This is a genomic window from Burkholderia sp. BCC0322 (genome assembly GCF_902833045.1).
In the GTDB taxonomy this organism is placed as follows: domain Bacteria; phylum Pseudomonadota; class Gammaproteobacteria; order Burkholderiales; family Burkholderiaceae; genus Burkholderia.
The window spans coordinates 1-16,066 of the sequence record NZ_CADFDU010000008.1 but is presented as its reverse complement, the minus strand read 5'-3'; the positions used below and the strand labels follow the sequence as shown (position 1 = coordinate 16,066).

Sequence of the window (16,066 nt, the reverse complement as noted above, 5' to 3'; positions counted from 1 at the left end):
CCTGCAATTCCGTTGCTGCAATGCAATGCGGCACGAAGCGCCACCTTCACGCCGTCCCGGTGCGGGCCATTCTGGCATGGAAGGTCGCGCCCGTTGTGCCCGTTGTGCGCCTGCCGCGCGGGAGCCGTGCGATGAACCAGCTCGCCACGCTCGTCCCGTTCGGCCTCCCGCTCAGTCTGGCCAGCGCCAACGGCATCGCCTGCCTCGTTGGCCTGTCACTGATCGAACGGCTGATCCCCGTACTGCCGTCGCACGTGCTCCTCACGATGATCGGCGTCGCCAGCGCGCAAGGTGCATGGACACTGCCGGAAGCCATCGTCGTCACGGCGCTCGGCAGCTTCGCGGGCTGCCTGTTGCATTACGCGCTCGGCAACCTGTGGCCGGAAGACAGCGTGCTGGCGCTGCTGCGCCGCGTCGCGCCGCTGGGCAGGTTGCAGCCCGCACGAATGGACGTACTGATCGACGGAATCCGCGCGCGGCCCACGCGGCTCGCACTCTGGTCGCAACTGGTGCCGCTCGTGCGGCTCGTCGCACCGGCGCTTGCCGGCTTGCTGGAAACGAGCTTCGCGCGATTCGCGTCGGGTGCCGCGGTCGGCATCGCGCTCTGGAACACGCTGTTCATCACGGCTGGCTACCTGGCCGCGCAAGCGGCCGCATAGCTACCCGTCGTTGACCGATCGATCCCGCCTGGAGCCTGTCGATGCGAATCCCTGAATGGATGCTGTTCCTGCGTACCTGGTTGCGCAATCCGCGTCGGGTTGGCGCGCTCGCGCCGTCCGGCCCGGCGCTCGCCGCACTGATCACCGCCGACATCCCGCGCGACGGCGCCACCGTGATCGAGCTCGGTGCCGGCACCGGCGTGTTCACGCGGGCACTGCTCGCGCGCGGCGTCTCGAGCGACCGGCTGGTGCTGGTGGAAGCCGATCCCGCATTTGCGAACGCGCTGCGGCGTCAGTTTCCCGCGTTGCGGATCATGCAGATGGATGCAGCGCAGCTCGGCGTGACGGGCGACTTCTTCGGCGGGGCGCGCGCGGATGCAATCGTGAGCGGGTTGCCGCTCGTCGCGATGCCGGTCGAACAGGCCGTCGCGATCGTTCATTGCGCGTTCGCGCGCCACCTGGCTGCCGATGGCGCGTTCTACCAGTTCACGTATGTGCCGCGTTGCCCGATTCCGGTGCGCTACCTGGAAGCCATGCGTGTTCGCGCCGTCCGGGTTGGCGTCGCGTGGATGAACTTTCCGCCTGCCATCGTGTATCGCTTCGAACGCAGGATCGACGCGGTCCGGCAACAATGGCCCGGTGCACGGCCGCAGCGCGATGTGGTTGCGGAAGCAACCGCTTTGGGCGGCTTCGATACCGCTCGATTTCCCCATACGCCATCACTCAATTCGAGCGGGGCCGGGCCGTCGACGGATGGACGTCCATCATCGTGACCACGTTTGGGCATGGGTTGCTGTTCGACCTGCCACGCGGTGGTTGCTTCTTTCTTCCATACTCGCTGCTGGCGATAACCGGGGAGTGGCGTTGGCGCTGCGCACAATCGAGTCCCGAACAGACGCAAGCACGCAGCGCATGTTATTAACTTGAAATACTGCTCTCCATCGCAGACTGACGAGGAACGCGCAATGCTCGCGCGCCCCCGTTTCCTGCACGTTGCCCGGCCTTGCGCGACGCTTCCGACGCGCCATGCTCAATGGCCGAAATAGATCGACCGCTCGGCCATGCGAACCGCACCGCGGCTGCCCGACTGCGTTGCACCGCCGGAATCGCCGCCGTAACCGGACATCAGCGACTCGACCGCGACCGCATCGTTGTCGTGGACCCGCCGCAGCGCAGCCTGCAGATTGTCCGGATAGTTCGGGTCGTTGGGCCGGTTCGGCAGGTAGCCGGTCTTCTGCAGCGCGGCCAGTTCCGCACGCACTTGCGAGCGCGTCACGGTGCCTTCGCCGGCAAACGCCGGCGCAGCGGCGGCGGCCGACACCGCAACAAGAAGGGCGGCGATCAGTTGGGTCTTCATCATTCACCTCGACAAGAAAATAGGAATGCGGCGGTTGCGAACCCTGCGCCGGCAACGGGCGCCGTTCGCGGTTTCGTTCAATGACCGAAATACACCGAGCGGTCGGCCACGCTGACCGCATGCCGACGGCCCGATTGCGTTGCCGCATCGCCGTTGCTGCCGTAGCCGGACGCCCGCTCGTTGCCGGCGACCGCATCGGCGGCATGGATCTGCGTGAGTGCCGCCTGGAGATCGTCCGGATAGGTGGCGTCGGTCGCACGATTCAGCGGGTACCCGGCCTGTTGCAACTGCGCAAGCTCGGCGCGCACCTGCGCACGCGTCACGGTGGATTCGCTGGAGAACGCCGGTGCGGCAACAGTAGCCGAAACAGCGGCGAGAACGGCGGCGATCAGTCGGATATTCATCATTCACCTCGAAAAGAAAGAAAGGAAATCGGGCATTCGGCAAGGCGGCGCTCGGCCGCCTGATGCATCGTTCAAGCGATACGGATGTCGACGTCGATGTTACCGCGCGTCGCCTTCGAATACGGGCAGGTCTGGTGTGCGGCATCGACGATGCGTTGCGCGATGTCGCGATCGAGCCCTGGCACGCTCACGTTCAGACGGGCCTGCAGGAAGTACGCGTTGCCGGCGGTGCCGAGATCCACTTCGGCGTCGACCGCCAGATCGGCCGGCAGCGTCACCTTCGCGGCACGCGCCGCAAGCTGCATCGCGCCGATGAAGCAGGCCGACCAGCCGGCCGCGAACAATTGTTCCGGGTTGGTGCCGCTGCCGGCGCTGCCCGGCGACGACAACTGGATGTCGAGGCGGCCGTCGGAACTGCGGGCCGTGCCGTCGCGGCCGCCCGAAGTCGTATGCGTCTTGCCGGTGTACAGCACGTTGTCGATCTTGCTCATCATTTGCTCCTTCAGGGGACTGGTTTATGTCAGATGCGATTCGATCGCATGCGATGGAGTTTCGTCGAGGCGACCGCCTACGTCAAGCGCATTCGATTAAATCGCATGCGATATTTTGTATTTCAATGTATCTGGATACGTTTACAGCCTTGCCGGACAAGGCTTTCAGACGATCGATCGCCGATATTCGACGAGCGGCGAATCCGGGCAGGGTGGGTGAAAGCGCTGTCGGGAAGGGGTGACCGCCTGACGGGGCGGCCGATTCCGTGGTTGTTCAACGATGGCTTGGAAGAACTCGACGTCGCGACAACCGGCCGCTACGGTAGGTCGGGTGACTACGTTGCCGGTGTGCCGCTCGCGCGCAGCGGTGCGGGCCTGCTCCAGACGTATCGCTTCATCATCGAGCAGGATTTGTGCGCCGGCGCGCTCGTGGAAGTGCTGCCCGGCCTCGGTGGCCGGTCGCGGCCACTCATGCTGCTGTATCCGCATGCGCGCGTTTTGTCGTCACGCGTACGTACATTCGGCGACTTTCTCGTCGAGCATCTGGCGCGCGCACCGGCCACGCAACCGGCCGGGACACGCGCCATACGGGCCGGCGCATCGCGCCAGGCGCGCCGGTTGCAATCTCGAACCCCCACCGTAGAGCAACGCTCATGCGTCGGGGCAACAAGTGCGGGGAGGGGCGGTGGATTGCGGTCAGCAGCCGGTCTGGACGTTCAGTGAGGTTGCACGTCAACCGCTCGCAGTCCTTTCGCGACAAGGGCATGCGTTGCCGCGACGGTGTCGCGTGCCGCTCATACAAGGCGTCGACATCGCCCGGCCAGCCGCTCGCATGGTGGTTCGACCTCCATTCCGACGAGCCCGGATCGCTACCTCAGTCGTGTAATCGCGTGTAATCGCTTTCGCAGTGTGCTCGACATACCTTTGCTTCGAGCGGAGTGCTTTCGCGCACGGCTCACCAAGATGCCAATCGTCTTGTCCATAAGGAGCTCGAAATGCTGGAAAGAATCGTAGCGAAGCAGGCAGTCGGCAGCTATCAAAGCGGCGACCGGATTTCCTGGAAAAACCCGCCGCTCAATGCGCAGATCACGTTCCCGGGCACGTTTTCGACTGCTCCCGTCGTCATCGTGACGGCCCTGCAGGACCCCAACGACGCATCCTCTTATCCGGACACGTTCTCGGTGACGGTGACCAAAGTCACGACGACCGGTTTCAACGTCAATATCACTCGCGAAGATGCGGTGTTCCCCGATTATTCGGGCACTGATTGGGGGCAAAACCTCTACATTGCGTACATCGCCGAGGTTCCGAGCTAATCAGGAAACATGCCGCAGTCATGCGGTTGCCGTCTCCTCTGAGCTACGCCGGTTCCACGACCGGTAGTTCGGTCAGGTAGTACGGCGGCTGGCCGCCATCGGAACGGATTGCCGTGCGGCAAGCCCCGCGGCGAACGCTATTGAGGCAGTCACGGTGCGTCGCTTGTCATATGCCGTCCACAAGGATCGCGACGCTGATCCCGCGGCCCGGATCCCGGAAGGGGCGAGCTTCGAAGGCCGGTGTGCTCGCCCGTCGATGCAGGATTGCCGGCGTCGACAACCTGCCCGGGCGCTTCGAAGCCGTTCGCCAGATCGGCTGCGTCCAATGATCCGGGATATCCGCCGGCCACCGTTACATGTATGCCAAGGGGATCGGTTAGATATTCCAAACATGGGCTCACGGCATGCGTGGGAAGGATGCAGTGGTGAAACTGCGTCGCCGGTGCCCGCTCGTATCGTCAGGAAAGTCGAAAAATGAAAAGCACTCTGCACATTCCGGCTGGCTACTTGACGCTGGGTCTGGACTCCACCGGCGCTGTCGTCGAACTCGTCGATTCCCGCAGCGGCCACGACTTCATATCGCCCGGAAAGTCCGTCCCGCTCGTCAGTCTCGTGATCAACGGACAACAGGTGATGCCCACCGGCGTCCGATGGTCGTCCGCTGACAACACGCTTTTCTTCGTGAGCGAGGCGCGTCTCGGATTCGAGGCCGATGTGCGCGTCCTGCAGAAGAATGGCTACGCCACCTTTGAAGTCACCCGGGTGCTGATCGCCAACGGTGGCGACGTTCAGACGCTGCTGTGGGGGCCATTGCCCCTTGTGATCAACCACACCGTCGGCGAAGCGGCGGGCGTGGTGCGAAACAACGATTTTGCGATCGGCCTCAAGCCGCTCAACGATCGCACCGAAGGCGCGTGGCCCAAAGAATATCCGCAATACGGCTGGGAAAGCGACGTCAACCCGAATCCGTACAGGCTGACGGTGGCGGACATGGAACCGTGGAGCGTGGCCGCCAAGACTTCGTGGGGGGCCGTGCTGCGCGCCTTCACTTTTGACTATACACGCGAGCGTACGCGGCTCAACCCCAACGGCTCTCCGATTCCGCTCGGCCCGCTCGATATCAACGGCACGGTAATCGGATCGAAAATTGCGCTATACGGTTGCGAACCGGATCTCGTGACGACTCTGTTGTCGTTCATCGCGTCGGGCGAGAACCTCCCGTATCCGACCCAGAACGGCCAATGGCAGAAAGTCGCCCAGGCCAGCAGCCAGTCGTTTCTCGTGCTGGCCGATCTCGCGACCAGCAATGTCAACCAGGCTGCCGGCTTCGCCAAAAGCGCCGGAATCCACTACATCTACTCGCTTCCGATGAACTATCGCGGGCCGTGGGCCTATACCGGGCATTATCGGTTCGACGCCAGCTTCGGCAGCAGCGACACCGGCGCTGCACGGCTGGTGGCTGCTGCAAAAGAGCAAGGTATCCGCGTCGGCGTTCATACCATGTCGGACTTCATCAGCACCGGCTCGGATCTCCCGCTCGTCATCGACCCGTACGTTTCGCCCTCCCCGGACCCTCGTTTGGCTACGGGCGCACAAGCCGCTTTGTACCGGCCATTGAGCGCGTCCAGCACGGCGCTCTCCCTGCCCGTATCCGGACCGGTGCAGGCCGCGATCAACGGAAAAATGCTGCGTATCGGCAATGAGTTCGTCTCGTTCGACAGTTTCCGAATGGTCGGCAATGTATGGCAAGTCAGCGGGCTGCAGCGAGGCCAATGGGGCTCCGTCGCGGCCGACGCCCCGCAAGGTACGCCCGTGGCGAGGGTGATCGTGAATTCGTATGGCGGGGCCACGGGCGGCCTCGGCATCATCGACGAGATTGCTGTCCGGTTCGGGACGCTGCGGAACGACGTCGGCATCCGGTCCCAGTCGTTTGACGGTGTGGAATCCGCCAGCCTCTCCGGCTGGGGCAGCTTTGGCATTGCCCGTTTGATAAACGGTACCTACGCAGCCCAGACCGGGCACGATGGATACATCAGCGAGACCAGCCGGATGACCTCGAATGCTTGGGACGTGCTGACCCGCGCGAGTTGGGACGACACGATGGATCAGATGTTCCTCAACAATACTTTCTACCAGGCCAACTACCTGCCGGGCATGCTTGGATGGCTCACTTTCACCCGCGTCCCGACACTCGACGCCGATATCCTGTTCCAGGTCGAGACCCGCCTCGCACGCGGCGCGGGGCTCAACGCCGGCACCGGTTTCTGGTTCACGATGGCCAGCCTGTCCTCGAAAGAATCACTGACGCCTCAGATTCTCGAGAAAATCAAGCAGTGGGAAACAGCCAGAAATCTGGGTGCATTCACCGAGCAGCAGAAGCTCGCGTTCCGCGATCTGAATACGCACTGGACCCTGACGGTCGTCGGTTCGGGGCAGAGTTGGTCGTTACAGCAGTTGAACCCCGACAAGACCCCGATCGGAAAGCCGCAGACCGTATCGGCGCCGACGCCAAAACTGAGCCCCACGGTTCTGCCGGATGCCGCGCGAGGCACGCTCTACGAAGCGAGAATCACGACGAATACGCCCGCGACAGTCCATTTTTCGGTGACCGGCGGGGCGTTGCCTCCAGGTCTTCTACTCAATCACGACACCGGCGGGATCGTCGGGACGCCCGGCAACACCGGGCGCTATTCCTTCACCGTCACGGCCACCAATGACGGGGGACTGGCTGACGCGCGAGCCGCTTACACGATCAGGGTGCGCTGAAGCATCGCCCCCAAGCTAGGCCGGTTTCGCGGGCTATCACGCTTGCATTCCCGACGCGCGTCGCGGCAGCGGTGCGGCGCGCGTTGTTCTGGTGATGCCTGCGGATTCGTCGTGTGACGAGCCGATTCGTCGGCCGTGGAGCACGCAGTTGGATAAATAGATGATGACGTCTGGATAACTTTTCTTATCACAACATCACGATTTTAAATCCAAACTCGTCGTTTCGAAAACGCGTCTGATGACCGACGTATGGCGCGCCTTCATGCTGCTCGCCGTCGAACCGAGGGCAGGGAAGCGAACATTCGTCGCGCACGACTCCCTCAACCGGATCGTCAGGTTCTCGCCGAGTCGATGCCGGTACTGTATTGGCAGGGGTGATAGGGGCGGGGCGGGGCAGCGCCGCACTGCGCTATGGCTGCCTGCGCTTCGCGAAGTAGTGCGCGGGCGAATCGCCGAATGCGCGGCGGAACATCGCGATGAAGTTGCTCGGCGTCGCGTAGCCCAACGCGTCGGCGATGTTGGCGACGCTGTCGCCGTTCGCAAGCCGTTCGAGCGCATGCGTCAGGCGCGCCTGCTGACGCCATTGCGCGAAGCTCGTGCCGGTTTCCGCGACGAACAGCCGGCTCAGCGTGCGGGCGGACAACCCGGCCCATTCGGCCCACGCTTCAAGCGTGCGGCTGTCGTGCGGCTGCCCGAGGATCGCGTTAGCGATGCGCAGCAGCCGCCGGTCGCGCGGCATCGGCAGATGCAGCGGCTCGTGCGGCGCACGGCGCATCTCGTCGAGCAGCACGATGCTGATGCGCGCCTGCTCCATATCGAGCCGATCCTGATCGGCCCACGACACCGCGCGCCGCACGAGCGCGCGCATCAGTTCGGTGATCGCGATCACGCACGGCTGGCCCGGCATCCGCCGGCTCGCGGCAGGCGCGATCACGACGCTCCAGCCGCTCAACGCGCCGCTGATGCTGACCTTGTGCTGCTCGCCCGGCGGAATCCAGCCCGCGCGATGCGGCGGCAGCAGCCACGAACCATGCGGGGTGCGCACGTGCGCGAAACCGCTTTCCACGCAGAACACCTGGCCGCGCAGATGGCTGTGCCAGTCGACCTCGCGGGTACCGAGCCGGTACGTGTTGCCGCCGTCGTCCTCGCCCCAGACGGCGATCAGCGACGGGCCGTCCTCACGCTCGCTCGGATCGGAGTCGGCGCGCTTCGCGGTACGCGGCGGGGAAACGTGTCGGATGGGCATGGCCGGAATTCATTATTTTTTGTCTAAACAACATTATCAGCTTTGTCCGGGAGCGTCCAACAATGCGTGTCGTGTTCAAACCGATACGAAGCAGAGGAATGCGATGCGTGCAGCACTTGCTCCCTGGACACGCGATGCCGGCGCACTGCGCGTCATGTCGCGAATCGCCGTCGCCGCGGCGCTCGTCGTGCTCGGCGCGTGCGCGAGCCGCGACGGGCTCGCGCCGGCCGGCACGCTGCGCGGCGCCGATACGCTTGCCGCATCGCGCAGCCTCGCGCACGCACCGGCCGCCGACTGGCCGGCCGCTGACTGGTGGCGCGCGCTGAACGATGCGCAACTGAGTGCACTGATCGACGAGGCGCTCGCCGGCAACCCCGATCTCGCGACCGCCGATGCGCGCGCACGCGAAGCGCAGGCGCTGGTGATCGAGGCACGGGCCGCGCGGCTGCCGCACCTCGTCGGCCGCGCGAGCGCGAAGGCCGAGCGGCTGTCCGGCACCCAGTTTTCATCGGGCGAGGGCGGCGGCTTCTTCAGCCACACGCGCGAGATCAATCTCGGCCTGAGCTGGGATCTTGATCTGTGGGGCGGCCGCCGTGCCGCGTGGGAAGCCGCGCTCGGCGAAGCGCGCGCCGCGCAGGTCGATGCACAGGCCGCACGCGTGCTGCTGTCGGTCAACGTTGCGCGCGCCTACGTCAATCTCGCGTACGCATTCGATCAGCAGGACGTCGCACGGGCCGAATACGAACGTGCAGACGAAGCGCTCACGCTTACGCGCCAGCGCGTCGCGAAAGGCATCGACAACGTCGCGCAGCAGCGTCAGGTGGAAAGCGAAGTCGCGGCCGCGACGCGCGAGCAGGCCCGTACCGCGCAGGCGATCGACAGCGCGCGCATCGCGCTCGCGATCCTGCTCGGCGCGGGCCCCGATCGCGGTCTCGCACTCGTGCGGCCCGCGCCGCTGCCGGCCGCTGCGCTCGCGGTGCCGGCCGACCTGCCTGCCGCGCTGCTCGGCCGGCGCGCCGACCTCGTCGCCGCGCGCTGGCGAGTCGAGGCAGCCAGCCGCAACGTCGCAGCCGCTCGTGCGGATTTCCTGCCCAACGTCAGTCTCGCCGCGCTGATCGGGCTCGCGACGCGCGGCGGCGCCTCGCTGTTCCAGGCCGCGTCGCGCACCTACAACGCCAGCCCGGCCGTGAGCCTGCCGATCTTCGACGGCGGTGAACGACGCGGCGTGCTGCGCCGGCGCGACGCGCAATACGACCTCGCGGTCGCCGGCTACAACAAGACGCTGATCGGTGCGATCGGCGAGGTGGCCGACGATCTGCACCGGCTGCATTCGCTGGCCGTGCAGACGGATGCCCAGCAGCGTGCGTTCGACTCCGCCACCGATGCGTGGCGGCTCGCGGACGCGCAATACCGGGCCGGCGTCGGCAGCTACCTCGACGCGCTCGTCGTGCGCCAGCAACTGCTGGTCGTGAGCCGCGAGGTCGCCGCGCTGCGCGCACAGCGCGCGGACCAGTCGCTGCAACTCGTCGCCGCGCTCGGCGGCGGCTTCCGCGCCGAGCCGGACGACGCCGCGCTTGCCGCCACTCCTTCCCAACGTCCTTGACATCGAACCATGAGCAGCGACAACTCCCTGCAGACTCCCGCGCGACCGGACGCCACCGATCCCGCCAGCGTCCGCCAGCAGCCGGCGGCCGACCACACCACGACGCCGCGCGCGCCGGGCGGGCCCGATGCCCGCACGCAACCGGCACCGGGAGGTGGCGCGCCTGCGACGCCGCCGCCACCGCCTGCGCGGCGCAAGCATCTGGTGCGCGCGCTGGTTGCCGTGTTCGCACTCGGCATCATTGGCTGGGGCATCTGGTACGCGATCGTCGGACGCTGGTACGAATCCACCGACAACGCGTACGCGCAAGGCAACGTCGTCGAGCTGACGCCGCAGGTGACGGGCACCGTCGTATCGATCGACGCGGACGACGGCAACCTCGTACGCGCCGGCACGCCGCTCGTCCGTCTCGACCCGAGCGACGCGCAGATCGCGCTCGCGACCGCGCAGGCCGATCTCGCGGCAACGGTGCGCAAGGTGCGCGGCCTGTACAGCAACGAGCGCGGGCTCGCGAACAGCATCGACGGCGCACGCGCTGAACTCGACACGCGCCGCACCGCGCTCGACAAGGCGAAGGCCGACTACAGCCGCCGCGAGGATCTCGGCCGCACCGGCGCGATTTCACGCGAGGAACTCGCGCATGCTCGCGACACGCTGACGTCCGCGCAAAGTGCATACGCGGGGGCGCAGAGCGCGCTGGCGACGTTGAGCGAGCAGCACCAGACGAGCAAGGCGCTGATCGACGACACCGCGGTCGCGTCACATCCGGACGTGCAGGCCGCGGCCGAACGGCTGCGGGCCGCCTACCTTGCGCATGCGCGCACCGACGTCGTCACGCCCGTCACCGGCTATGTCGCGAAGCGCACGGTGCAGGTCGGGCAGCGCGTGTCGCCCGGTGTGCCGCTGCTTGCGATCGTGCCGCTGCGCGAGCTGTGGGTCGACGCGAACTTCACCGAGAAGCAGCTCGAGCACATGCGTATCGGGCAGCCGGTCGAACTGACCGCCGACCTGTACGGCGACGCGGTGCGCTACACCGGCCGCGTGCAGAGCCTGGGCATCGGCACCGGCAGCGCGTTCTCGCTGCTGCCCGCGCAGAACGCGACCGGCAACTGGATCAAGATCGTGCAGCGGCTGCCGGTCCGCATCGAACTGACCGACCCGGCGCAGCTCGACGCGCATCCGCTGCGCATCGGCCTGTCGATGCACGCACGCGTCGACCAGCACGACCGCGGCGGTGCGATGCTGTCGCATCGCGAGCAGCGCGCGCCGGTATTCCACACCGACGTGTACCGCGACGAGCTCGCGCGTGCCGACAGCCTGATCGCCGACGTCATCCATGCGAACCTGCCGGCGGCAGCGCGTGCGGAGGCCGTGCGATGAGCGGCGCGATGGCGGCCGCCGACAGCGGCTTTCGTCCGTCGAGCGTCGGGCTGACGACCTTCGGCCTCGCGCTCGCGGTCTTCATGCAGGTGCTGGACGGCACCGTCGCGAACGTGTCGCTGCCGACGATCGCCGGCAACTTCGGCGTGAGCACGACGCAGAGCGCGTGGGTCGTCACGACGTTCTCGGTCAGCAACGCGATCGCGCTGCCGCTGACCGGGTTTCTCGTCAAGCGCGTCGGGCAGGTGCGGTTGTTCGTGTGGGCGACGCTCGCGTTCACGTTCGCGTCGCTGTTGTGCGGCCTCGCGCAGAACCTGCCGCAGCTCGTCGCGTTCCGCGCGCTGCAGGGCCTGGTCGCGGGGCCGATGATCCCGACCACGCAGGCGCTGATGCTGTCGATCTACCCGCCGCAGCGACGCGGCTTCGCGCTGTCGATGATCGCGATGGTCACCGTCGTCGCGCCGATCGCGGGGCCCGTGTTCGGCGGCTGGGTCACCGAGCATTACGCGTGGCGCTGGGCGTTCCTGATCAACCTGCCGATCGGCGTGTTCGCCGCGATGTGCGTGTTCGCGCAGATGCGTGCGCGCGTCGAGACGACGGTTGCCGCGCGCGTCGACTATGTCGGCCTCGCCGCGCTGATCGTCGGCGTCGGCGCGCTGCAGATCGTGCTCGACAAAGGCAACGAAGCCGACTGGTTCAACTCGACGTTCATCGTCGTGATGTCGGTGGTCGCCGCGTTCGGCATCGCGCTGTTCCTGATCTGGGAACTCAACGAACCGAATCCGATCGTGAACCTGCGGCTCTTCGCGCACCGCAACTTCGCGGCCGGCACGCTGACGCTCGTGCTCGCGTATTCGGCATTCTTCGCGGTCAACGTGATCGTGCCGCAGTGGCTGCAGCGCACACTCGGCTACACGGCATTCTGGGCCGGGCTCGCGGTCGCGCCGATGGGCGTGATCCCGGTGCTGATGACGCCGTTCATGGGCAAGTACGCGCCACGCTTCAACATGCGCGTGCTCGTGTGCTGCGCATTCGCGATCCTCGGTACGTCGTCGTTCCTGCGTGCGGGCTTCGTGCCCGACATCGACTTCACGCACGTCGCGCTGATCCAGCTGCTGCAGGGCCTCGGCCTCGCGCTGTTCATCATGCCGATCAACAGCATCCTGCTGTCCGACCTGAAGCCGGACGAGATCACCGCCGGCTCCGGCCTGTCGACGTTCCTGCGCACGCTCGGCGCGAGCTTCGCGGTGTCGATCACGTCGTTCCTGTGGGACCGGCGCGCGATCCTGCATCACGCGCAGCTCAGCGAGCACGTGAGTGCGTTCGATCCGGCCGTGCGAGCGGAAGTCGCCCGGCTCGGCGGTGGCGATCCGCAACGCGCGGCCACGCTGCTGAGCAACCTGGTCGACGCACAGGCGTACCAGATCTCGTTCAACGACGTTTCGTTCGCGCTCGGCTGCGTGTATCTCGCGGTGATCGCGGTGGTCTGGCTCGCCCGTCCGCCGTTCGGCCCCGGTGCCGCCGCAAAACGATGAAGAGGGCGCTGCGCGGCCCGTTCCGACCCATGCTGGTCATCGCGCGACGTCAGTCCAGCCGCGCCAGATTCCTGGTACCGAATCACTAGCCGTTCGATCTGCCGGACCGTTAGGCCCAGTCGTTCGGCCGCACCCCAAAAGCGGACATTTCAAACCTGAGTCCACTGCAGAACGCGCTGGTGCTGTGCGTGAACGAGAAGAGCCAGTGTCAGGCGCTCGAGCGCACGCAATCTATGCTGCAGATGGGTTTCGGCTACGTCGAAGGCGTCACTCACGATTACGTCCGTCATGGCACCACGACGTTGTTTGCCGCTCTGAATGTGCTCAATCGTGCCTTGCTCGCTACCTGCAAGCCACGTCATCGACATCAGGAATTCCTTTAGTTCCTGCGCGAAATCGACAAAGCCGTGCCAGCCGAACTCGACGTGCACTGCATCGTCGACAACTACGGCAGTCACAAGCCTCCGAAGGTCAAGGCGTGGCTGGCGGCATGCCCCCGCTGGCACATGCATTTCATTCGTACCTACAGTTCGTGGCTCAACCAGGTCGAACGCTTCTTTGCGTTGATCACCGACAAAGCGATCCGGAGAGGCTCGTTCGGCTCGGTCAAACAACTGATCAAGCGAATCGATCACTTTGTCTCCCACTACAACGAAAACTGCAAACCGTTCGTCTGGACCGCGTCAGCCGATTCCATCCTCGAACAGCTGCATCGACTTTGCTCGCGAATCAGCGGAACGTTCTGCCTGCCATACGCCGTACACGGCCAGCATCGCAGCGCCGAGCGCCTCTTTCCGAAACTGCCCCCAACAGACAGGGCCACAGGATCACGTTGACCTAGCCCGTCTCGTCCTCAAGCGTCATGAAGAGCACGCCGTTGGCCGTGCGGTCACGATGCCGCGCGCGAGCTGACCGGTGCGCAAGCTGGTCGGCCGGCTGCAGTCGATCGAGCGCGAAGTGCGGGCGCTATGCGGCAAACGATCTCAATCGCGTCAGCTTGTAGGCCGCCATCGTTAGATGGCAGTGGTTGGTCCGCTTTCTCGAGACCACGAACCATGACTTTTCGAAGCGGGCCTGTCATCTTGCCGCTGCCAACCCGATATCACGGGCGGAAGTTGGAGTCAATCATACGGCCCCACATTATCAAGAATGATTCCAAGGCACGTCATTTTCGCGATATACCGATGGCCATCAGATCGATACGGAACCTTCCATTGGTGGAGGTCGGTGATGTATTCGAAATTTTCATCAAAAATAACTTTTGATGAGCCATTTTGTTTTGCGTACTCTTCAACGAATCCCGTTATTTCGCGACGACTCATTTGAGGGCACGCACCATCTCCGCCATCCCAATTTTTGACATAGATCAAAACGGCAAATAAGACCAATGCGCAAATCAATAATGCACCAATGGAACCGATCGAGTATTTCAGTATTTTTTTTGTCAAAATTACCCCATAATCAAAAAATCGGGTTTTTTGGCATGAGGAGAGCTTCTCAGCTTTCCTCATGTCGGTTCGAGGGTCAGTAAAATCGATTTATGGTCTGCGCCCGAAACCACCGATTCGTGGCGTATGAACCGCCGCTGGCGTGCCATCTGGATTCATTGCTTTGATGCTGGCTCTCGTTCCGTTGACGTTGAGTGGTTGCGACCCGGTAAAATAGATCATGAAATCTTTGTGATCAGTAAATTCTCCAATTTTTCGGACGAACGTAGTCAATGCCTCTTGTATCGACGGACGAGACCGTGAAGCGTCAAAATCGAATTTGTCTGGATTAAGTGTGTATTCTCCTCTGAAATAGAAACTATCATCACTTCCTAAAAATAGCTCTCCTTGGATGTGGCCGCTCACTCGCCCAAGTGCCGACCCGACAATCAACTCTTGGTCGCTCAATAAATTGGTGCTGAACCGGGCATCTATTCGATAGGTTCCAGGTCCCATGCCATCGTTGACGATAATGTCCCTTATCGGAGATATCTGCTGAACGCCGATTCCAAGCCTCAAAGATTTAAGATCGACTGATTTTGGATCTCCGTTTCCCCGAATCCAATTGTAGTATGCTGAAAGGGTGAAAAATGGAGTGGCGTAGAATTTAAAACTCTCAATGGGTGGAGTCGGGAGGTGACTGAAATAGTAGTCACTGAACAACCCAAATGCTGTTGTGAGGCCACTAAACGTCGTATCGGAGAGGCCATACTGGTTTGCGCCAGTGATGCCTTGCCAGCCCATGTCTGCAATCCAGGAAGTGAAAAGGGCATAAGTTGCAATTTGCGCTTGAACAACTTGTTTGCTTGCAAGCTCCATCCCATACCCAAATTCATAAAGCACGTCGCGCGACCGTCCGGCAGCAGCAGCTTCGAGAATTTTCTTTCCATTGACTAATCTGAATTTGCCAATTTGAAATATGCCGCCGCGAATATTATCTCCATTTATTGCCCAATGATACCCTCCGGCGGGGCCATTAGGCGTGGCTATGGGGAGGGCAAGTTCGGTCGGTGCTGAAACGTTAATTGGTGGCAAAAGATCGTCGACTGGACCGTGTCCTTGCGCGAATGTTCGAATAGGACTGCTTGCCAATAAAGCAGTGGAGGCCCCAAGAAAGTGTCTTCTTTTCATCTAACGGTCCCGGTAGCGATTGGTTTTTTGACGAAAAAGTCAAACTGATTTTAAAGTTGACAAAGTCAACACGCTTTGCCTTCGGGAGTTGCGGAAAGCATGACACGCGTGACCGAGATTGTTGCCACTCGGCTATTCTTCCAAATTGACTTCATAAACATTACTAGTATCTAACTATTTCGTATGATGTGACAAGTGGAATGAGATGGTCGTCCATCCGTCATCAGCCGCCGTACCGTCTCCTTGGCCAGCTGGATGCCATGGCACTCGGACAACTTCTCGCAGGCCAGCGTCGGGCCAAAATCCGCGTAGCGCTCGCGAATGATCGTCAGCGCTCGCCGAGCCAGTTCCTCGTCCAATCGCCGGTTCCCCGGACGACCACGTTTGCGCGACGTCAGTCCAACCGCGCCAGATTCCCGGTACCGAATCACTAGCCGTTCGATCTGCCGGACCGTCAGGCCCAGACGTTCGGCCGCGCGGCCAGGCTTCAGCCACGAATCCACTACAGCCTGGATGACCTTCAGACGGTCGAGTTCTCGCATGTTCAATGTCACTAGTGCTGTTCGGTGCATCGCCGGCTCCATGATCTGACGGGGAGCCGGCAAGCTTACCGAGGTTCAAACACGACATTTCTAAATGGCTAGAACACGACATTTCTAAAAAGCTACTACACCAAATGTCATACCCGGAT

13 protein-coding genes and 4 pseudogenes are annotated in these 16,066 nt (G+C 63.4%); 9 read left to right on the top strand and 8 right to left on the bottom strand.

Annotated elements, in window-relative coordinates; translation table 11 throughout:
- Positions 1-131 precede the first annotated feature (131 nt).
- Entirely contained in the window at positions 132-659 is a 528-nt protein-coding gene (locus tag HWX39_RS22090) for a VTT domain-containing protein (protein ID WP_175969978.1), read from the top strand.
- Between the two features lie 41 nt (positions 660-700).
- Positions 701-1,432: a methyltransferase domain-containing protein gene (locus tag HWX39_RS22085; protein WP_175969977.1), complete on the top strand. Its 732-nt coding sequence runs from the start codon at positions 701-703 to the stop codon at positions 1,430-1,432.
- Between the two features lie 257 nt (positions 1,433-1,689).
- On the opposite strand, the gene HWX39_RS22080 is transcribed toward HWX39_RS22085, so the two are convergent.
- From HWX39_RS22080 to HWX39_RS22070, 3 genes are all read right to left on the bottom strand, one after another.
- Positions 1,690-2,019: a DUF4148 domain-containing protein gene (locus HWX39_RS22080; RefSeq protein WP_175969976.1), complete on the bottom strand. Its 330-nt coding sequence runs from the start codon at positions 2,017-2,019 to the stop codon at positions 1,690-1,692.
- A gap of 74 nt (positions 2,020-2,093) precedes the next feature.
- Complete coding sequence (locus HWX39_RS22075) at positions 2,094-2,420, bottom strand: DUF4148 domain-containing protein (RefSeq protein WP_175969975.1); 327 nt, start codon at positions 2,418-2,420, stop codon at positions 2,094-2,096.
- Between the two features lie 71 nt (positions 2,421-2,491).
- Complete coding sequence (locus tag HWX39_RS22070; RefSeq protein WP_175969974.1) at positions 2,492-2,911, bottom strand: organic hydroperoxide resistance protein; 420 nt, start codon at positions 2,909-2,911, stop codon at positions 2,492-2,494.
- Between the two features lie 249 nt (positions 2,912-3,160).
- Between HWX39_RS22070 and HWX39_RS36370 the strand changes: the two are divergent.
- The 3 genes and pseudogenes from HWX39_RS36370 to HWX39_RS22055 all read left to right on the top strand — a co-directional run.
- Positions 3,161-3,469, top strand: a pseudogene (locus HWX39_RS36370) (LysR substrate-binding domain-containing protein); the annotation flags it as partial.
- Positions 3,470-3,906: 437 nt separating this feature from the next.
- Positions 3,907-4,227 carry an H-type lectin domain-containing protein gene (locus HWX39_RS22060; protein ID WP_175969972.1) on the top strand — a complete coding sequence of 107 codons (321 nt, stop codon included), beginning with the start codon at positions 3,907-3,909 and terminating at the stop codon, positions 4,225-4,227.
- Positions 4,228-4,701: 474 nt separating this feature from the next.
- Positions 4,702-6,993, top strand: a complete 2,292-nt coding sequence (locus HWX39_RS22055; protein ID WP_175969971.1) for an Ig domain-containing protein — start codon at positions 4,702-4,704, stop codon at positions 6,991-6,993.
- Between the two features lie 409 nt (positions 6,994-7,402).
- Here HWX39_RS22055 and HWX39_RS22050 read toward each other — a convergent pair whose 3' ends face one another.
- On the bottom strand, positions 7,403-8,239 hold the full coding sequence (locus tag HWX39_RS22050) for a helix-turn-helix transcriptional regulator (protein ID WP_175969970.1): 837 nt from the start codon (positions 8,237-8,239) through the stop codon (positions 7,403-7,405).
- A gap of 154 nt (positions 8,240-8,393) precedes the next feature.
- On the opposite strand from HWX39_RS22050, the gene HWX39_RS22045 reads away from it, so the two are divergent.
- The 4 genes and pseudogenes from HWX39_RS22045 to HWX39_RS22030 form a co-directional block, all read left to right on the top strand.
- Positions 8,394-9,842, top strand: a complete 1,449-nt coding sequence (locus HWX39_RS22045) for an efflux transporter outer membrane subunit (protein WP_244135070.1) — start codon at positions 8,394-8,396, stop codon at positions 9,840-9,842.
- A gap of 9 nt (positions 9,843-9,851) precedes the next feature.
- The gene (locus tag HWX39_RS22040; protein WP_175969968.1) at positions 9,852-11,222 is read left to right on the top strand and encodes an HlyD family efflux transporter periplasmic adaptor subunit; all 1,371 of its coding nucleotides are present in this window, start codon (positions 9,852-9,854) and stop codon (positions 11,220-11,222) included.
- Positions 11,219-12,757 (top strand): DHA2 family efflux MFS transporter permease subunit, encoded by a 1,539-nt coding sequence (locus tag HWX39_RS22035; RefSeq protein WP_175969967.1) that lies wholly within the window; start codon positions 11,219-11,221, stop codon positions 12,755-12,757. Before HWX39_RS22040 ends, HWX39_RS22035 begins: the two co-directional genes overlap by 4 nt.
- Before the next feature lie 155 nt (positions 12,758-12,912).
- Positions 12,913-13,497: pseudogene (locus HWX39_RS22030) on the top strand (IS630 family transposase); the annotation flags it as partial.
- Here HWX39_RS22030 and HWX39_RS36365 read toward each other — a convergent pair.
- The 4 genes and pseudogenes from HWX39_RS36365 to HWX39_RS22015 all read right to left on the bottom strand — a co-directional run.
- Positions 13,441-13,711: pseudogene (locus tag HWX39_RS36365) on the bottom strand (OB-fold nucleic acid binding domain-containing protein); the annotation flags it as partial. The pseudogenes HWX39_RS22030 and HWX39_RS36365 overlap by 57 nt on opposite strands.
- Before the next feature lie 167 nt (positions 13,712-13,878).
- Positions 13,879-14,268, bottom strand: a complete 390-nt coding sequence (locus HWX39_RS36360; protein WP_244135069.1) for a hypothetical protein — start codon at positions 14,266-14,268, stop codon at positions 13,879-13,881.
- 27 nt (positions 14,269-14,295) lie between these two features.
- A complete protein-coding gene (locus HWX39_RS22020) occupies positions 14,296-15,375 on the bottom strand; it encodes a lipid II-degrading bacteriocin (RefSeq protein WP_175969966.1) in 1,080 nt (359 codons plus the stop codon).
- Positions 15,376-15,590: 215 nt separating this feature from the next.
- Positions 15,591-15,947: pseudogene (locus tag HWX39_RS22015) on the bottom strand (helix-turn-helix domain-containing protein); the annotation flags it as partial.
- Between the last annotated feature and the right edge of the window lie 119 nt (positions 15,948-16,066).